19 protein-coding genes are annotated in these 17383 nt (G+C 38.5%); 13 read left to right on the forward strand and 6 right to left on the reverse strand.

Annotated features, from left to right (window positions below):
• Positions 1-814: 814 nt before the first annotated feature.
• From AC1ECF_RS16935 to AC1ECF_RS16955, 5 genes are all read left to right on the forward strand, one after another.
• The gene (locus tag AC1ECF_RS16935; RefSeq protein ID WP_480390611.1) at positions 815-1699 is read left to right on the forward strand and encodes a helix-turn-helix transcriptional regulator; all 885 of its coding nucleotides are present in this window, start codon (positions 815-817) and stop codon (positions 1697-1699) included.
• Between the two features lie 97 nt (positions 1700-1796).
• Positions 1797-2174 (forward strand): GntR family transcriptional regulator, encoded by a 378-nt coding sequence (locus AC1ECF_RS16940; protein WP_480390654.1) that lies wholly within the window; start codon positions 1797-1799, stop codon positions 2172-2174.
• Complete coding sequence (locus tag AC1ECF_RS16945) at positions 2174-3061, forward strand: ATP-binding cassette domain-containing protein (RefSeq protein WP_480390612.1); 888 nt, start codon at positions 2174-2176, stop codon at positions 3059-3061. The genes AC1ECF_RS16940 and AC1ECF_RS16945 overlap by 1 nt, the downstream gene beginning before the upstream one ends.
• Positions 3042-3758 (forward strand): hypothetical protein, encoded by a 717-nt coding sequence (locus AC1ECF_RS16950; protein WP_480390613.1) that lies wholly within the window; start codon positions 3042-3044, stop codon positions 3756-3758. The genes AC1ECF_RS16945 and AC1ECF_RS16950 overlap by 20 nt, the downstream gene beginning before the upstream one ends.
• Positions 3755-4423, forward strand: coding sequence for a hypothetical protein (locus AC1ECF_RS16955; RefSeq protein ID WP_480390614.1), 669 nt, complete (start codon positions 3755-3757; stop codon positions 4421-4423). The genes AC1ECF_RS16950 and AC1ECF_RS16955 overlap by 4 nt, the downstream gene beginning before the upstream one ends.
• 22 nt (positions 4424-4445) lie before the next feature.
• Here the strand turns inward: AC1ECF_RS16955 and AC1ECF_RS16960 are convergent, their stop codons facing one another.
• Positions 4446-4673 carry a hypothetical protein gene (locus AC1ECF_RS16960; protein ID WP_480390615.1) on the reverse strand — a complete coding sequence of 76 codons (228 nt, stop codon included), beginning with the start codon at positions 4671-4673 and terminating at the stop codon, positions 4446-4448.
• A 38-nt stretch (positions 4674-4711) separates the two neighbouring features.
• Here AC1ECF_RS16960 and AC1ECF_RS16965 point away from each other — a divergent pair, with 38 nt between their 5' ends.
• On the forward strand, positions 4712-5689 hold the full coding sequence (locus AC1ECF_RS16965; protein ID WP_480390616.1) for a GNAT family N-acetyltransferase: 978 nt from the start codon (positions 4712-4714) through the stop codon (positions 5687-5689).
• A 21-nt stretch (positions 5690-5710) separates the two neighbouring features.
• On the opposite strand, the gene AC1ECF_RS16970 is transcribed toward AC1ECF_RS16965, so the two are convergent.
• Positions 5711-6724: a PQQ-dependent sugar dehydrogenase gene (locus AC1ECF_RS16970; RefSeq protein ID WP_480390617.1), complete on the reverse strand. Its 1014-nt coding sequence runs from the start codon at positions 6722-6724 to the stop codon at positions 5711-5713.
• Positions 6725-6883: 159 nt separating this feature from the next.
• On the opposite strand from AC1ECF_RS16970, the gene AC1ECF_RS16975 reads away from it, so the two are divergent.
• Together AC1ECF_RS16975 and AC1ECF_RS16980 are read left to right on the forward strand one after the other, a co-directional pair.
• Complete coding sequence (locus AC1ECF_RS16975) at positions 6884-7618, forward strand: sulfite exporter TauE/SafE family protein (protein WP_480390618.1); 735 nt, start codon at positions 6884-6886, stop codon at positions 7616-7618.
• A 14-nt stretch (positions 7619-7632) separates the two neighbouring features.
• Positions 7633-8583: a D-2-hydroxyacid dehydrogenase family protein gene (locus AC1ECF_RS16980; RefSeq protein ID WP_480390619.1), complete on the forward strand. Its 951-nt coding sequence runs from the start codon at positions 7633-7635 to the stop codon at positions 8581-8583.
• A 141-nt stretch (positions 8584-8724) separates the two neighbouring features.
• Here the strand turns inward: AC1ECF_RS16980 and AC1ECF_RS16985 are convergent, their stop codons facing one another.
• Positions 8725-10872 (reverse strand): M28 family peptidase, encoded by a 2148-nt coding sequence (locus AC1ECF_RS16985; protein WP_480390620.1) that lies wholly within the window; start codon positions 10870-10872, stop codon positions 8725-8727.
• 123 nt (positions 10873-10995) lie between these two features.
• On the opposite strand from AC1ECF_RS16985, the gene AC1ECF_RS16990 reads away from it, so the two are divergent.
• Together AC1ECF_RS16990 and AC1ECF_RS16995 are read left to right on the forward strand one after the other, a co-directional pair.
• Entirely contained in the window at positions 10996-11610 is a 615-nt protein-coding gene (locus tag AC1ECF_RS16990) for a PH domain-containing protein (RefSeq protein ID WP_480390621.1), read from the forward strand.
• A gap of 132 nt (positions 11611-11742) precedes the next feature.
• Positions 11743-12561, forward strand: coding sequence for a VanW family protein (locus AC1ECF_RS16995; protein WP_480390622.1), 819 nt, complete (start codon positions 11743-11745; stop codon positions 12559-12561).
• Between the two features lie 12 nt (positions 12562-12573).
• Here the strand turns inward: AC1ECF_RS16995 and AC1ECF_RS17000 are convergent, their stop codons facing one another.
• The 3 genes from AC1ECF_RS17000 to AC1ECF_RS17010 are packed head-to-tail and all read right to left on the reverse strand — an operon-like array spanning position 12574 to position 13894.
• A complete protein-coding gene (locus AC1ECF_RS17000) occupies positions 12574-13014 on the reverse strand; it encodes a small multi-drug export protein (protein ID WP_480390623.1) in 441 nt (146 codons plus the stop codon).
• Positions 13011-13439, reverse strand: a complete 429-nt coding sequence (locus AC1ECF_RS17005) for a DUF3021 domain-containing protein (RefSeq protein ID WP_480390624.1) — start codon at positions 13437-13439, stop codon at positions 13011-13013. Before AC1ECF_RS17005 ends, AC1ECF_RS17000 begins: the two co-directional genes overlap by 4 nt.
• 2 nt (positions 13440-13441) lie before the next feature.
• Positions 13442-13894: a LytTR family DNA-binding domain-containing protein gene (locus AC1ECF_RS17010; RefSeq protein WP_480390625.1), complete on the reverse strand. Its 453-nt coding sequence runs from the start codon at positions 13892-13894 to the stop codon at positions 13442-13444.
• A 233-nt stretch (positions 13895-14127) separates the two neighbouring features.
• Between AC1ECF_RS17010 and AC1ECF_RS17015 the strand changes: the two genes are divergently transcribed.
• The 3 genes from AC1ECF_RS17015 to AC1ECF_RS17025 are packed head-to-tail and all read left to right on the forward strand — an operon-like array spanning position 14128 to position 17344.
• Positions 14128-15057 carry an AEC family transporter gene (locus AC1ECF_RS17015; protein ID WP_480390626.1) on the forward strand — a complete coding sequence of 310 codons (930 nt, stop codon included), beginning with the start codon at positions 14128-14130 and terminating at the stop codon, positions 15055-15057.
• A complete protein-coding gene (locus AC1ECF_RS17020) occupies positions 15058-16677 on the forward strand; it encodes an ATP-binding protein (protein ID WP_480390627.1) in 1620 nt (539 codons plus the stop codon).
• On the forward strand, positions 16661-17344 hold the full coding sequence (locus tag AC1ECF_RS17025; RefSeq protein WP_480390628.1) for a response regulator: 684 nt from the start codon (positions 16661-16663) through the stop codon (positions 17342-17344). The genes AC1ECF_RS17020 and AC1ECF_RS17025 overlap by 17 nt, the downstream gene beginning before the upstream one ends.
• Positions 17345-17383: the final 39 nt, after the last annotated feature.

Here is a 17383-nt window from a genome sequence, read left to right on the forward strand (position 1 = left end):
AAGCAATACTCTCAGATAGAGTGCATTTATTCTCATTCATCAAGAATACTCTCATTCGGGGAGCATTTACTCTCGGATAAGCCGATTTTACTCTCATTCGTGTCGGACTAAAAGGAGGGATATATTCCGAGATATTCTCCCACTTGCAACTACTATGTAAAGATTAAAAACGATTATCGTGAAGGGCATAGCCCATACCTATCAGTCTCCTATTCGAGCATCCATAAGTAATTTAGAAGACCTAAAATGGTAAAAGGCATGGCAAATGCTTACCGGTTACCTTTATAAGGGGAAATTCAAAAAATAATCGCTTTCATAGATAACCGAGAAATTACTCTCGTTCATAGGAGGAATACTCTCGAATAGGTGTTTGTTACTCTCGTTCACGGAAGCAATACTCTCCGATAGAGTGCATTTATTCTCATTCAGCAAGAATACTCTCATTCGGGGAGCATTTACTCTCGGATAAGCCGATTTTACTCTCATTCGTGCCGGACTAAAAGGAGGGATATATTCCGAGACCATTCTCCCACCAGCAATTTTACCCTCTTGTTAAAGATGAAAAGTCTATCTCGGTCTCTTATTTTTAAAGAAAGCAACAATAAGTAATAAAAAATTTTTCTCTTCTTCTTAATGTCGAACTACCTTTCCCCTCCAAATGACATTTCCCAGGAAATATTACAGAAAAACAACATTTCTCTTCTCTTTCTTATTATTAATCTCCTATACTTGTCTAAAAGGAAACTAATAGCAAAAATTATCAAAACTTAATAATTTGTAGGTTATAAACTGTATATAAGGAGTTGAATGAGAGATGAGTTTAATCCATAAGACAATTACTTGGCTAGAAACAAAGCTGGAGGAATCCATTGATAAGGATGAGATAATAAAAGTATCAGGGTATTCCTTTTATCATTTTCACCGGTTGTTTCATCAGAAAGTCGGTTTGTCTTTCTATGAATATCTGCGTAATAGGAGGTTAACAACTGCAGCTTTAAGACTTATTTACTCGAACGATCGAATTATAGATATTGCAGTACGCTATCAGTTTGAATCACAAGAAGCTTTTACCAGGGCATTTAGAAAGCTACATGGATTACCGCCAGGTAAATATCGTACTCTCATGAAATCCTTAATAAACCAAACTAAAAATAAGGAGGAAGTAAGCATGAAGGGATGGTTTTTAAGTGGGATGGCACCTCAAAAGTACAAGATAGGCAGAGATTTTAAGGAGGTGCACCAGGGAAATGCATCGGGCTATTTAAAATCTATAAAAGAAACCCTGGATAATGACTTTGGAACAATGATGCAACAGTTTCAGGCAGGAAATTGGAAAGGGAAAAGGATTAAGCTTTCTTGTTTTATCCAAACGAAAAATGTTAAAGGAATGGCTGCACTTTGGATGAGAATTGATTCAAATGATGGAGACACCCTGCAATTTGATAATATGAGTAATCGACCGATCAAAGGAACAACAGGCTGGAATTACTACACAGTAGTACTAGATGTATCTCCAGCAGCAGGTGGTATTTATTTTGGTGTAATCCTCCAAGGTGATGGAGAAGTTTGGATGGATGAATTTAAGATAGAAGAAGTAGATGAAAAAGTACCAACTACTAATCTTTTGGCTTCTGATGTCTTACCTATGGAGCCAGTAAACCTTAGCTTTGATGTAGATATAGTAGAAACCACTATTTAAATAATAGTGGTTTTTTTCTGACTTTAAAGTTACACTAAAACATAGTACATTACTGCACTAATGTACTCACTTCCCTTAGGAAAGGAGGATTCCTTATATCATGATTCAAATGGATAGCACAAAGCCAATATACATACAGATTGCAGAGTGGATTGAAAATGAAATAATAGCAGATCGTTTTGTTCAAGACTGTAAAGTTAATTCCCAGTACCAGCTGGCAGAATTATTTAATATTAATCCTGCCACTGCAGCAAAGGGATTGACTTTGTTAGTAGAAGATAAAATTTTATACAAGAAAAGGGGATTAGGGATGTTCGTTACACCAGAGGCGAAAGTGATGATTCTGGATAAACGTAAAAATAAAACATTGACTAGCTTGGCTGAGGAGCTTGTTCGAGAAGCTAAGAGACTATTAGTGTCGGAGGAACAATTAATTGAGCTTATTAGGGGATTGAATAAGGAGGGGGTAGAGTAATGGGGAACGTCATTGAATGTAGAGGCTTAAAGAAAAAGTATAGAGGAACTCATATTTTAGAAGATATCAGTTTTGCAATTAGAAATCCAAGTATTACCGGTGTAATTGGACGAAACGGAGCCGGAAAAACTACGCTTCTGAAGATTTTATCAGGATATATGAAACCTACTTTCGGGGATGTTCAAGTTTTCTCAGAGAAGCCTTTTAATAGCTTACTTGTTTCTGCTAATAGTATTCTCATCGATGATGGGATGACGTTTCCTGATTCCATAAACTTAAAGCAGATTTTTGAGATTGCTCCTTCCTTTTATAAGAAATGGGATAGTGAGCTTGCGAATAAGCTACTTGAGTATTTTCAATTGAATCCAAAGCAACGTCATTCTAAATTGTCTAAGGGGAATCGCGCTACCTTTAATATGATATTTGGTTTAGCGACTAGATGTGAGCTTACGATATTTGATGAACCGACGAATGGGATGGATGAAGCAGTTCGTGCTGATTTTTACAGGGCTCTGCTAAAGGATTATATAGCACTACCTCGTACTATATTGATTTCTAGTCATCATCTTGCGGAGATAGAGAACCTTTTAGAGGATATTCTGTTAATTGATAAAGGGAATGTCTATTTTCATGAGTCCGTAGAAGATTTACGTGAATATGCTTTATCTGCAACGGGGCCTATTGAAGTAGTAACCAGTTGGATGAAGGATAAACAAGTGATTACTTCGAAAAAGGTGAACGAGCATTATCAAACTGTCATTGTGAAAGCTGAGTCGATTGATACAGTACCTTCTGAAATCACGATTAAGCCTGTGAGTGTTAGTAGCCTGTGCAGGTATGTGACAGAGGAAGCGAAGGGGGAAATAGATGATGTTTTTGATCAATAGTAATATGTGGTCGGTTGTAAAATCTCAAGTCTCTTTTAAATTACAGGTCTCTTTGTCTGCGGTAGTTTCGATGGTAGTTATACAAATCTTGGCGCTATTGCTTTCAAATATGGGCACAGGAATGAGTAGTAATGGCTATGTAAATATCTACATCTACTCATTAGACTTAGTTCTCCTACTTATGGTTGTATGGTCCATTATTGTTGGCTACCTATTACCATCAAAAGGGTATAGGTTCGATGATGCAAGCTTTGTTGGAACTCCAAAAAGCGGTAACATAGCAAACGGTATCATGCTTTTTATTCTTAGTCTATTTGCAGGTGTGACAACTTATTTAACTTATTACCTTTTATTTATTGTCCTTCATTTTAGGGGAATGGAGGTTGTGAGGAGCACAACGAATTTTGATGAGCCGTTGCAGGCAATCCTAACAATCTTAGTATTTATCTTTTATATTTGGGTAGCTGGAGCAGTAGGCTATCTTGCAGGGACGCTAGTACAGTATTCTAAGCTGTTTAAGCTGGTTTTACCAATAGCGGCCTTGGCATTACTATTCACATTTACTGGGCAAGGAATTATACAGACCTTGTTAGTCGATTCCTCTAATTTAATCTTGATTTTAAAATTAATGGTGACTTCACTGGCGCTTATTTTCGTTGCAGGGATTGTATATAAAAGATTGGAGATAAGAACATGAGTATAGCAGCTATTTTACCTATCATTTTATTACTAACTTTTATTGTTTTATCGGGGATTATATTTCGAACGGTTAAAAGGCTGCCGAGACTAAGTATGAATGTTAGTAAGGGTTTTATCTTGTTGTATGTATTTGTTTTAGTTGGATCTGTTCTTATCTTTGTTGCAATGCCAAACAAGGGGGAAACAGCTCTTTCAGTGCAACAGATAGAGTCGCTTTATCAGGAGAATATGAAATTGGAGAAAGCTTTTCAAGAAAAGAATATGAATAACATAGACCATATGCTGGTGGATTCCTTTTCCTATGACGTAGCAGGTGACCAGGTCACGTTGGCTTCTGACATGCTGGTACAAACGAAGGTTTGGATTGATTGGATTGATTCTGAGGATTCCTTTGTAGAGGGGACCGTTTACCGGTCTAATAACGTTTATGGTGGAATAAAAGCAGAGCCGAGTATTCTACAAATTAATTGGAATGAAGATGTTCTATCCATAATGCATGAACAAAAGGTAGAGAGGAATATACATCATGTAAAGCCAGCACTGGCTATTGAGGAATTTATGAACAATGAGGAGAAGAGGTATTTCTGGGACACAATCTATATTCACTTAAAGGTTCCGAAGCATTTAGATGTGATAGATGAATCTGGTTTACAAGATTACTAAAAAAGTGCCTTGCCAGGCACTTTTAAATTAGATTTCTATTATCTCCTACTCCAATTTTCATTAATGCCTGCATTGCGTTAGAACCTACGCCTATACCAGCACCGACAGGTCGGAATCCGGTAGCTGCTTCGTAAACTTGTATCTCATGTCCAAGTGCTTGTAGCGTAACGACTGCACAAAGGCCACCAATTCTCCACCTATTATGGCTATTTTCATCTTTTATTCCTCCTAGATAGCTATATTGTAGCAAGAATTTTGTGATATATTAAATAAATGGGAGGGATGGCAATGGTTACGCTTGAAAGCTATCATAAAAAGTATAGAGAGGCATTAAACTATCAGCTTTCTAAAGAACAATCGGTGTTTACAGGTTTTCCGGTTGAACTTTTAAAACGATGCCAGACGAATCCAGGATACAAGCCGATTGTCATTTTGTTTAATCAAGAGGTTGCTGGTTTTTTTGTATTGGATAGTGGAGAGGATAAGTTTCATTATACAGATCAGGAAAAGAGTTTATTGCTTAGGGGTTATTCCATACACCCAAATTTTCAGGGAAAAGGAATCGCAAAGGCCTCACTAAGGCTATTGCCTGCATTCGTAAAACAGCTGGATTCGGATATTGAGCAGATTGTATTGGGTGTAAATGAGGCCAATAAACCTGCGCAGGGAGTGTATACAGCCACTGGATTTATAGATGAGGGTAGGCGCTACATGGGAACAAAAGGGGAGCAGGTTGCAATGGTCTTACATATAAGGGACATTATTATAAGAAAGGCTTTACCAGGTGACGAGCAAGGGATAGTAGACGTTTGTATAGCAGGTCAGTGGAATACATATAAGAATCTTTATTCAAAAGAGTACATAGAAAAAGTAATTGAAAAGTTTTACACCGTAGAACGAATTAAAAAAGAAATAGAAGAGACGAACAAGGATTGGAACGGTTATTTTGTTGCAGTGCTTGATAATCAGATTGTAGGTGCTATCGGGGGTGGGGTATACGACGAAAATATAGCGGAGGTTTATGTGCTGTATTTAGATCCGGAAAAACGCAATCTCGGTATTGGCACTAAGCTACTTCAATATTTAACAGACGTACAGAAAAATAAATACGGAGCAACAGAACAATGGGTGTCTGTGGCGAAGGATAATATGCTTGGTATACCTTTTTATGAAGCGAGAGGTTTTATTTATCAAGGGGAGCAGCAAGCCTATGAAAGTAATCAAGAGGACAATACCGTTTCTCTGCGCTATAAAAGAAACATATAAAACTGATGTGGAATCTCCACATCAGTTTTTTTCCTTCAGACGGTACAGCTTATCATCCTCTTCTCCTGGATTTCCTCTGCCATCGGTGTTATTGGAAATAAAATAAATAGAATCTCCATCAGAGAAAACGTCCCTTATACGACCATAGCCAGAAATGGATTGTTCTACTTTTCTTGTTTCCAAATTTAGCACTTTAATTGCCTCACCTCGCAGAGTTGCTATATAAAGCTTTCCTTTGTGAAAGGCTACTCCGGATGGTGCCCATGTTTCCTTCTTACCGGTAGTATAGATTGGTGTAATAAGACCTTCCTTTGTTTCTTCCCCTTCGATAATTGGATAGCCATAATTGGAGCCTTCTTCTATCCTATTAATTTCATCATTTGCGGCTTGTCCATGCTCAGATTCATAGAGAGTTCCTTCTGTATCCCAGGCAAGGCCTTGTGGATTACGATGTCCGGAAGAATAGATTTCAAAGGAGCCCTCGTCTGTCAAAGAAAGAATTTTTCCGTTTAGTGAATCGGAATCCTGTGCTAAATCTGGGTTCCCTGCATCGCCTATCGTTGCAAATAAGGTTCCATCAGGGCTTATCTCTAATCTGCCCCCATGATGGATGCTACCAGTTTGCACATTATCTAAATGTATCTCTTGCTCAATCCAACTGCCTTGCTCTCTTTTAATAGAAACGATTCGATTATACGAGCTCCCATCCCTATCATAGGTGTAGTAAGCAAATGCTTCCTGTGTTTGTTTAAAATCAGGCTTAAGTACAAAACCAAGTAATCCTGCCTCTGGAGCGCTAGACAACTCATCAGAAAAGCGTACTTCCTCGAAAGTGAGCTGTTCCTCCTCTACGACTGCAATTCGTCCAATTCGTTCGGAAATGAAAAAGGTATTTCCATGCTTGTTGATATCCCATGGAATGTTTAGGTTAGCAGCAACGATTTCCGCTCGTCCCTCTTCTCCTTCCACCTCTTTTTTCGTATCGGAGCAACCAGCTAATAGAAGTAAACATAAAAGAAATATTATTTTCTTCATTGGAAAACCTCCTTGCTGTGCTTACTTCTTCTAAGATTGCTTAATCTCCTGCCAATATTTATAAGTATTTCAAATGGAAAACCATAAATTGTATTGAATTTACTTATTATATTTTAAAGAGTATTCTAAATTTACAAGAAGAGGAAAGAAGGCATTGCCATGGAGTTTGTTATTTTTTTTATGATTGGGATTGTTGGGAATGTCATTGGAACCTTAGTTGGGGGTGGGGGGTTAATTAGCTTACCGATGATGCTGTTAATGGGCCTACCCGTGCATTCTGCTATAGGGGCTAATAAGGTGTCGAATACGGTAAGCTCATTATCTAGCTTTCTCGTTATTTTTTTGAAGAAGGAAGTCAGTGCTAAAGAAGCAGTCTCTGTATTGGTATTTTGCCTAGGCGGAGGGATCCTTGGTGGGCTTATTGCCTCTTTTTTATCAGGAGATACGCTAACCTTAGTAGCAATTATCCTATTAAGCTTTGCATTCATCAATTCCTTTATGGGAAAAGGGAATTTTGAGGGTACTGCTACTTTTCAATTAAACAAGAAAACGGTACCGTCTTTACTTGGAATCGGGATTTATGATGGGATGTTCGGTCCAGGTAGCAGTACATTGGCATTGTATCTCTATGCGAGTGAAAAAATTGCCTATATTCGTGCAGTAGGGCTAGCTAGGATTGGCGTTTTTGCAAGCTGTTTTGGGGCTTCCATTACGTACATATCAACGGGGAAAATAGTATGGCCACTCACTCTTGCTTTAATGGCTGGAGCGATTATCGGGGCACAGCTTGGGGTTAGGGTCGCAAGGAGGCTTCCAATAAAGCTTATTCAACCGCTTTTACGTGTAGTTACAGTGTTATTAATTCTACAAATTGTAATTGATTACCTTCAATAGGGGGAGATGGGAAGATGAAGTGTATCATTTTAGACGACTATCAACAGGTAGCTTTGTCCATGGCAGATTGGTCTATTTTAAGTGACAAGGTGGAGGTAGTCTCTCTTACTGAACATATAGAGGGACAAGAGCTAGTAGAAGCAATCAAGGAAGCTGAGATTATTGTAATAATGAGAGAGAGAACGCCCTTTGATGCTTTGTTATTGGAGCAGCTACCCAAGTTAAAGCTATTAGTAACATCAGGGATGAGAAATGCTAGTATCGATTTACAGGCTGCTAAAAAGCATGGAATAACCGTTAGTGGTACACAAAGTCATTCGGAGCCTCCAACTGAGCTTGCTTGGGCGCTGATTCTTGGATTGGCTAGAAATTTATCTTTAGAAAACAACAATTTTCAAAATGGTGGGCCTTGGCAAAGCACAATAGGTGCAGACTTATATGGAAAGCAGATAGGATTGCTTGGTCTAGGTAAAATAGGTACAAAAATGGCTACTATAGCCAAAGCATTTGGTATGAAGGTGGTTGCATGGAGTCAAAACCTTACGAAGGAGCAAACGGAGCAGCATGGGGTTGAGCTTGCTTCCTCTAAGGAGGAGCTACTACGAACGAGCGATTTTGTTTCCATTCATCTTGTCCTAAGTGATCGGACAAGAGGTCTTATTGGGGAGCAAGAGCTTCAATGGATGAAGCCAAGTGCTTATTTAATTAATACTTCCAGAGCACCGATTATAGATCAAGAAGCTTTAGTTTTTGCTCTAAAGAATAAGTGGATAGCTGGAGCAGGGGTAGATGTATTTGAGATGGAGCCTTTGTCTGTAGATCACCCCTTTCGAAAACTATCTAATCTGCTGGCAACACCGCACTTAGGATACGTTACGAAGCGGAATTATGAGGTCTATTTTCAAGGAGCAGTGGAGAATATTCAAATATACTTAGAAGGAAAAGTGATTAGAGAGCTTCTGTAATTTGAAGGTAGTGGGAGAAAGAGTCCAACGCTACGGAAAATAGGAGGTTCTATAACAAGAAAGCCCTTATGATTCTATCATTTGATAAGAATCATAAGGGCTTCTCATTTGGTTTGTCACAGTGTCTTCATATATTTAAGATTATTGATGTCTTTCTAGTAGCCTTGTTAGCTCTGCAATCCCTGCAACTTGTTTATCAACAGTAGATTTAAGCAAGGATTTTTGGTCTTCTAATACCTTTTGGAGCTGTGTTATTTCCTCTGTTACGTCTGCATTTTCTATCTCACGCTTGTCCTTCAAGGAATGAATGAGGTCATATAAATCTACGTGACCCACGATTCTTCCTTCCCCCCAAGTTAGCTTATCAGGAGAAGCTTCTAACACGTAGTCAGTAAAGTAATCGAATACTTCTTTTTCGAAGTCGTATGCATACCAGTTATTATCGATTAACCATAGATGTTCATCGAGAGGTGTCGCAATATCGCCTTTCTCTAACCCATCAATAGAAGCTTGGAGGTTTAAGATATTACCTTGAGCATGCTCATGAGGAAAGATGTTTCCGTCCTCCCATGTTAAACGAGTAAATTGATCCTCCGAGTGTTTGAATGCCTCGAGTAGGCCACTGTTTAGCTTACGACTTTCGTTATATAGCTTCTTAGCAGCTGCATAATCCTCTTCTTGAAGAGCAGCAAGGTAATCATCATTCATTTCCTTCACATGCTTATTTACTGTTTCTGCAGCTTGTATCGCTTTGTCTATTTCAGCAACTAACGTATCTGTAGGAAGATCTGCGATTTCAAATGCTTCCTCATCTATTTTTTCCTTCATTGCCTCAAGACGTGCAGTAAAATCTAGAGGAACAACTGCTGTACGGTCGTAATGCATCGTTAACATCCCATATTGATAAAGGTGGAATTTAAAAGCTTTTTCATTATAGACATCCTCATTATCAAATTGGGAGTGATAATGGGTACGCGAAAAATCGCTATCCTGGAAGTCATTGCGCAGTGCGGGAACACCAGCAATGCTAAATGAAAAATCATCAGACCATGTTCTGAGAGGTGATACTACTGAAACCCCGTCTTCATACACACCTTCAATTTTCGGTACTGATTTGGTAAAATCGGTAATGAATTTATTTAACTCGTAAACTGTTCGAATTTCATCCTGAGTCGTATGCTCGTATGCAGGCATTTCAAAGTTCATATTGGCAAATGCTTTTCCTACCCATTCTGGATGAATATTAAAGATTTGATTGTATGCGCCTGTAGACCAGTCATAACGTGAGTTTGAAACTCCCCATTCTTCGGCTGCTAATGCATTGAAGATAATTGTTTTTTCAGGCTGGTAGCCGCTATCGATTAATCCTTTGGCAACTCCCATTAGCATGCCGATTGCTGCATTATCATCCTGGAAGCCTTCAAAATAGGAATCGTAATGGGCTGATAAAATAATATAAGATTCCGGGTCTTTCCCTATTATCTTTCCATAATAGTTATAGCTTGTCCCATTCATTTCTACAGTAGACTTCGCATCGAATGTAACAGTCATTGTTCCATTTTCGCTTTTCTCTAATGCTGCCTTTAGCTTGTTTCCATCTGTCTGTGACATCGAAAAGGCAGGGGCATCATCTGGTCCACAAACATCTTGCGTGTTTAACGCATCAGGATCTACTTCACCATAGCCAGCTTCTTGCACAGCGATTACTCCAGCTGCACCTTTTAAATGAGCTTGGTAGGCAGGATAATTGATCCACCATTCTTCACGTTGATTTATATCAATCAAGACAAGTTTACCTTCTATGTCTAGCCCCTCAAGGTCCTCGGCCGTCGCTTTGCCACCATAGATGATGTCAAATTCCTTTTCACCACCGGTATCAAAGTTGACCTGATAGCCACCTAATACAGCAAGATGCTCTTCTCCATTTTCATTTGTAAAGGTTAAATCAGCCTTTTCAAATGTCCATGTATCCAAGGTGAATTCATCCTTTGTAACCTCTTCGAGACCAATGCGTTCCATTTCTTGTCCGATTTTTTCACCAGTTTTTATCTCTGCTTCTGATCCAGCAGTACGGTAGCCAAGCTTCTCGTTTGTTTTAAACTCACCTAAGCTCTTTGTAAATTCATAGGCATAGTCAACATCCACTGCAGAAAGATAAGCATCTGTTGCATCCTCTATTTTACCTTCTAGAACTGGCTCTTCTTTCTCTGCTGATTCCTCTGGGTTGCATGCTGTCATGGCGGATATCACCAACATAGACCATGCAAAACTATATACAATCCTTTTCATTTATCACATTCCTTTCCAAATATGTAGAGGTTTATCTTAACAAAATGTATATATTTTTACCACTTCCCTTATACCCATCCGATAATCTATATTAATAGTATGTTAGATTAAGGAGGAAAGACTATGTTAAAAAAGTTAGCATCCGATGCATTAGGGATTTCTGATATTGGAGTAGTAGTCCCTAAAACAGATTATGACAAGACAGAATCAGACGATTTCGTCATGCATGAAGCAGGGGAGGTTATTTACTTCCTTATTAAAACAAAAGCAGATGAGTACTGCTTTACAAACAAGGCATTAATTCATGTGGATGGAGAAAATGCAGTAAGTAAAAAACGTTTACTTCGTAGATATGATTATGCGTATTATCCAATTACAGAGGTAGCCTTAGAAACTGCTGGTACCATCGACTTAGACGTGGAGATTAAGTTTACTATTGGAAATGTTCCTCTTTCCATCGACATTCACAAGAAATTTACAAATGAAATTAAAGATTTATATAAAGTAATTCATGCCATTTCTTTAGAAATGAAGGAAAACAAAAAGAAATTTGAAATTGCTCAAAATAGCTTAGGGTATGCGGCTCAGTCAGTAGGGAAGATTGAAAGTAAGGATGTAACACCTGCTGCTTCCTTCGAATCTATTGCGAAATTTGCTACAGATTGGATGATTGAACAGCAAGATAAGTACGTGAAAAAGGATTTTGCAGACGTATTTGAGCTATATATTAACCAATAATCACAAAAAAGCGAGTTAATGAACCGGGCTTGGGTCATTACTCGCTTTTTTTTATATGGAAGAAATAATTGCTACCAAAAAAGAAATAAAAATGTTAAATTTTACATATCGGTAAAATTAGGGGCGAGGGGGATGCGGATGGAATCGTTACAGCCAAAAAAGAGAAGTGATTTAAGAATATTTTTAGGTAAGAAATATTACCGTGCAAAGCGATACACGGAATGGTATTTGGGGAAGAAGACGTATGCGAAAAGGAAGGAGGCAGCTCCAAAGAAGGAGCTCATTTTTACACATAAAACGCTTTTATTAAGAGAACTAAAGGACGTCGATATGTGGCTTCAGCATAACAAAATTCATAACCTGAAGATAGCTACCGGAAAAATAAACGGGATTGTCCTCCAACCCGGGGAAATATTCTCCTATTGGCGGCTGATTGGTAGTACTGGGAAGAGGAAGGGCTATGTGGAAGGAATGATCTTACATTATGGCAAAGTCACTACCGGAATAGGTGGAGGACTTTGTCAGCTATCAAACCTTATCTATTGGATGACCCTTCACACTCCACTAACAGTAACTGAGCGATATAGACATAGCTATGATGTATTTCCAGATTCCAACAGAAGTCAGCCATTTGGGAGCGGAGCAACCTGTGCATACAACTATCTAGACCTTCAGATTAAAAATGAAACAGCTCAGCCCTATCAACTGCTTCTCTATCTAACAGATACTCATCTAGTAGGAGAGTGGAGGGCGGACCTTCCTGCAACTCGAACCTACGAGGTTTATGAAAAGGATCATCTAATTTCCTTAGAATATTGGGGAGGATACGTTAGGCACAATAGTATCCACCGTAGAGTCTTTAATGTAAAGAATGAGCTGGTTGATGATGAATTCATTACCCATAATCATGCCATTATGATGTATGAGCCGATGATTACAACACAAAGTTAGGTAGATTAGGGTCTAACGGACAAAAAAATCAAACCCTAATGCTGTCACAATCCCAAAGGCAAGAGCCCAAGCGCCTATACTAATGGTAGACCATAATAATGTGCTTTTCTTTGTAGCTCCTAACGTCATCCCTATAAATGCTGCTATATGGGAGCCAATTAAAATGGGTCCAAGCATAATCATTCCTGGTAGTCCATATTTGTTCCATAACTCCTTTGCCCGTTCGCTTCGCTTCGATTCGGGCTTTTCTTTTCCTTCTCTTCTCTTGGCAAGCCAAAGCTTAAATTTGTCATAACCAACGATGAGCGCAACGACGGTTACCATATTCCCTACAAAGCCTGTAACTACAACCCAAAAAGGATTTAAGCCTCCAATAATTCCTACAGGTATAACTAATGCTAGCTCAAGCCAGGGAATGGCAGCTCCTAAAAACACCATAAAATAACCCATCATATCTCTCCTTTTGTTAATTTAAAACTACTTAATTCTTCATTAAGCTTTTTCATTTGATTTTTTGAATAGAAATAAAAAGCGAGCCAAATACATAGATAAACGAATACAAATAGAAGAAGTGAAATAGCGATTCCTATGACACTTAAGGGAACCCATCTAAACCAAAATACAAAAACGATATAGCCTATAAAGAGCGTTAGAAAGTGATAGATAGTTGCCTTCATTAAGGAAACTCTTAAATTTTCAAAATATAAAGGAGTTACCCAAAATAACCAGCCACAAAACATGGAGCCCAGGGAGTTTTTTATAAATAAGTGCCCATTTAACATCTCTTGTCCATTAAGGATGATAATACCTGTAATGATGATGGATACAAAGCATCCAAAAAACACCCCAACCATGCTTCTCCATAAAAAAGATTTCATGCTTATTTCCTCCTGTTCATTTGTAAAGCATCTTTTATTCTACGTACATAATTACGTGAGACATATTCCCTTGTGCCAGACTTAAAATACACACAAAGTGTCCCATTGAACATAGCTTCAAAGCTACTTAACTCATGTAAATTTGCTAGAACCGATTTAGAAAGCCGTATAAACTGATTGGAGGGTAAAATAGCCTCAAGCTCATATAGCTTTTCTTTCATTTTGTAGACACCAGCATCGTTTACAGCAAACACCGCATCTCCTTCTGAATAAAAATAGTGAATAGAAGAAGGCTTTAATATATGCTGTAAGTCCCCAAGCTTTCCAACAAGAAAATGATTTTCTTGGCTTTTTATATAGTCTAGTAGCTCTTGAATGGTATCATTCCACTCAGGTACTTCAATTGTCAGTTTGGGTTCTTTTAGCTGGTCATCAATTGTTATAGATACCTTCAAGCAGTTGCCTCCTTTTTTTGTTGAATATACATACTATTTGAATTTATATAACTATTGTACACATAGATGCTTAGGGAGTCCCCTTATTTTCGGCAAGAGGGCTGTTCTGCTAGGTAAAAGGAGTGGATATAGGGGTAAATGGAGCAGAAAGATTTCTATAGCAGAAATGAAAAAGGAGTGAGATAATGATTGTAAAATTCAAATGATTTAAAAATTAAGGAGGAGGATATTCCTTGGAGTATTTGGGAATGGTGTTTTTTCAGGTTGTAGCTCCAATCCTGATTATGCTGATAATAGGAGCGGTATTACAAATAAAATTCTCCTTTAATTTGAAAGCTTTGTCTAACCTCATCACCTATTGCCTAATGCCCGCTGCTGTCTTTGTAAATATCTACGAGACGCAAGTAAATGCTAGTGTTTTAGGAGAAATCATTTTCTACTTAATTATTTTTAGTTTGGGATTAATGCTTATTAGTTGGGGAATGAGTAAGCTATTGCGACTGGAGAAGAGGGAAGCTGCATTATTTCAAAATAGCATTGTGCTTATTAATTCAGGAAACTATGGGATTCCAGTGAGTCAGATGCTGTTTTCGGCAAATCCAATAGGAACCTCTATTCAGATAATCATTGTTATTTTTCAAAACATTATTACCTATACATATGGTCTTTATAACCTGATTTCTTCCACAAAATCTGGTCTGGATATTTTAAAAAGTCTGCTTCGCCTACCACTTGTACATGCCTTGATTCTCGGGGCTATTATGAACTATTGGAATATTGGTTTACCTATTTCTTTAGAGATTCCACTAGGGTATCTAGCGAACGCTTTTATTTCTATTGCGTTAATAACGCTTGGCGCACAGCTTGCGCAAATAAATATAAAAACACTTTTTAGTCGTGTTATTTTGATGAGCTCATTTGGTAGGCTGCTCATTGGCCCCCTATTAGCTTTGGGGCTGATTTTTCTTATGGATATAGAAGGGGTAGTGGCACAATCGCTTTTTATCGCAAGTGCTTTTCCAACCTCACGTAATAGTGCGACACTTGCCTTAGAATATGATGTAGAACCAAACTTAGCAGCACAGATTGTTTTACTAAGCACCATTCTCAGTTGCATAACGGTGACAATCGTAATTTATTTATCGAATGTGTGGTGGGGATAAATGAAGAAAAAGAAGAAGCGATCCCTTCAAACGAGAATCTTTTTTTATGGAGCATTATTTGTTTCATTTCTAGCAATAATCATCGGTCTATCATTTTATATGGTAATTTCCCATGCGATAGAAGAGCAAATTGGGGAACGAGCATTAAGCATAGCTAAAACAACAGCTGAAAGACCCGACATTGTTGCTGGCTTCTCGGCAGATGATCCTGTAGCAGCCTTACAGCCTATAGCTACAGACATAGAGCGTTTGACAGGGGCAGAGTATGTTGTTATAGGAAATGAACAGGGGATCCGTTACGCACATCCCGTAAAAGAAAGAATTGGACAGAAAATGGTGGGGGATGATAATGAACAGGCACTAAACTATGGACGATCCTATGTGTCCGAAGCGACCGGTACATTAGGGACGGCGCTTAGAGGAAAGGCCCCTGTTTTCAATGAGGATGGAGATATTATTGGTGTTATTTCTGTAGGATTCCTAAAGGAAGATATCTCCCATATATTCGCAGGCTATATCGACAATATAGGCTATATCGTATTGGTTGCAATCGTATTAGGGGTGGGAGGCTCTAGCTTACTTTCTCGTAATATAAAAAAAGAGCTTTTTAATCTGGAACCCTCCGAAATTGCTAATTTGTATACAGAACGCAATACATTGATCGAATCTGTGAGGGAAGGCATTATCATGGTAGATGCGACTGGCTCTATAACGATGATGAATCAAGCTGCATATGAAATGCTCTCACTTCCAGAGGAGGCGGACCTGATTGGGAAGAAGATATGGGAGGTTATCCCGAATACATACTTACCACAGGTGATGGAGTCTGGAGAAAAGCATTTGGATCGACCGATGGAGATTAGAGGGAAAAAATCCATTGTGAATAGAATACCGCTCCGAGTTGGCAATGAAATTGTCGGGGCAGTTTCGAGCTTTCGGTTACAAGAGGATATCGACAGACTAGCCGAGGAACTATCCCAGGTGAAACGATATACCGAAGCGTTACGGGCACAAACGCATGAGTATAACAATTTCCTTTATACGATTTCAGGGTTGATACAATTAAACTCCTACGAGGAAGCTATTCATTTAATTCAGAGAGAAACAGCTGAGCATCAATCACTTATACAGTTCATGACTAAAAGGCTGCAGGATCCTTTTATAGGAGGGATAGTCATTGGGTTTTTTAATCGGGCAAAAGAATTAAAGGTTCGATTTATCTTAGACGAGGACAGCTATTTAGAGCAGCTTCCTGCTCATCTACAAAAGCATCTATTAGTGTCTGTCATTGGTAATTTGGTAACCAATGCATTTGAGGCCGTTGAAAAAAATCCTATGGATCAGCGCTTGGTGCGCATTTACTTATTTGATAATGGAGATGAGATTGTCATAGAAGTGGAGGATTCAGGACCTGGCATTTCTGATGAGTTGCTAGAAGATTTATTGACCAATCGAGTATCAACGAAAAATGCAGAAAACCGAGGCTTTGGACTTTTAAAGGTCAGACAAAATCTGGAGGAGATGGCAGGTAGAATTTCACTAGAAAAAGGAGATCTGGGTGGAGCCTTATTTATTGTTTCCATTCCAAAGGGAGGATATTTACATGACAAAAATCATTGAGATCCTCATTGTGGAGGATGATAAACGTATATCCAATATACATCGTAGATTTATTGAAAAGCTAGAAGGGTTCCGTGTGATAGGGGAAGCACATACAGGAGAGGAAGCGGAGGATTGGATCATCTCGTTTAAGCCGGACCTAATTCTATTAGATGTTTATTTGCCAGATACACTTGGTACAAAGCTGTTAAAAATGATTCAGGAGCATAGTCCAGAAACAGACGTCATTTTTATAACCGCCGCTGCAGAATCAGAGATTGTAAAAAAAGCATTTCGAAGCGGTGTGGCCGATTATATTTTAAAGCCTCTCACCTTTGAAAAATTTAAAGAAAGTCTGCTTGCCTATAAAGCGAAAAGGGACATTCTTGCAGGGGAAGGTCAGGTACAAGAGGACCTAATCAAATCATTGTGGAATAAGTCTAGTGTCTCCGGTAAAACAGAAGCTCTACCTCCGAAAGGGATAGATCCGATTACGAAAGAAAAAGTGGTTAGCCATATAACCCAGCTGGAGAATGGGATTACGGCAGAATCTCTCGGAAAAGAAATTGGGATTAGCAGATCTACTGCCAGACGCTATTTAGAACATCTTGTATCAGAGCGTGTAGTTTATACAGAACTAATCTATGGAACAGTAGGCAGACCAGAAAGAAGATATTTTATTAAATAAAAGGATACAAAAATGGGACCTTCTAGAAGGACCTCTTTT

This window comes from Psychrobacillus sp. Z3-81 (genome assembly GCF_056620325.1).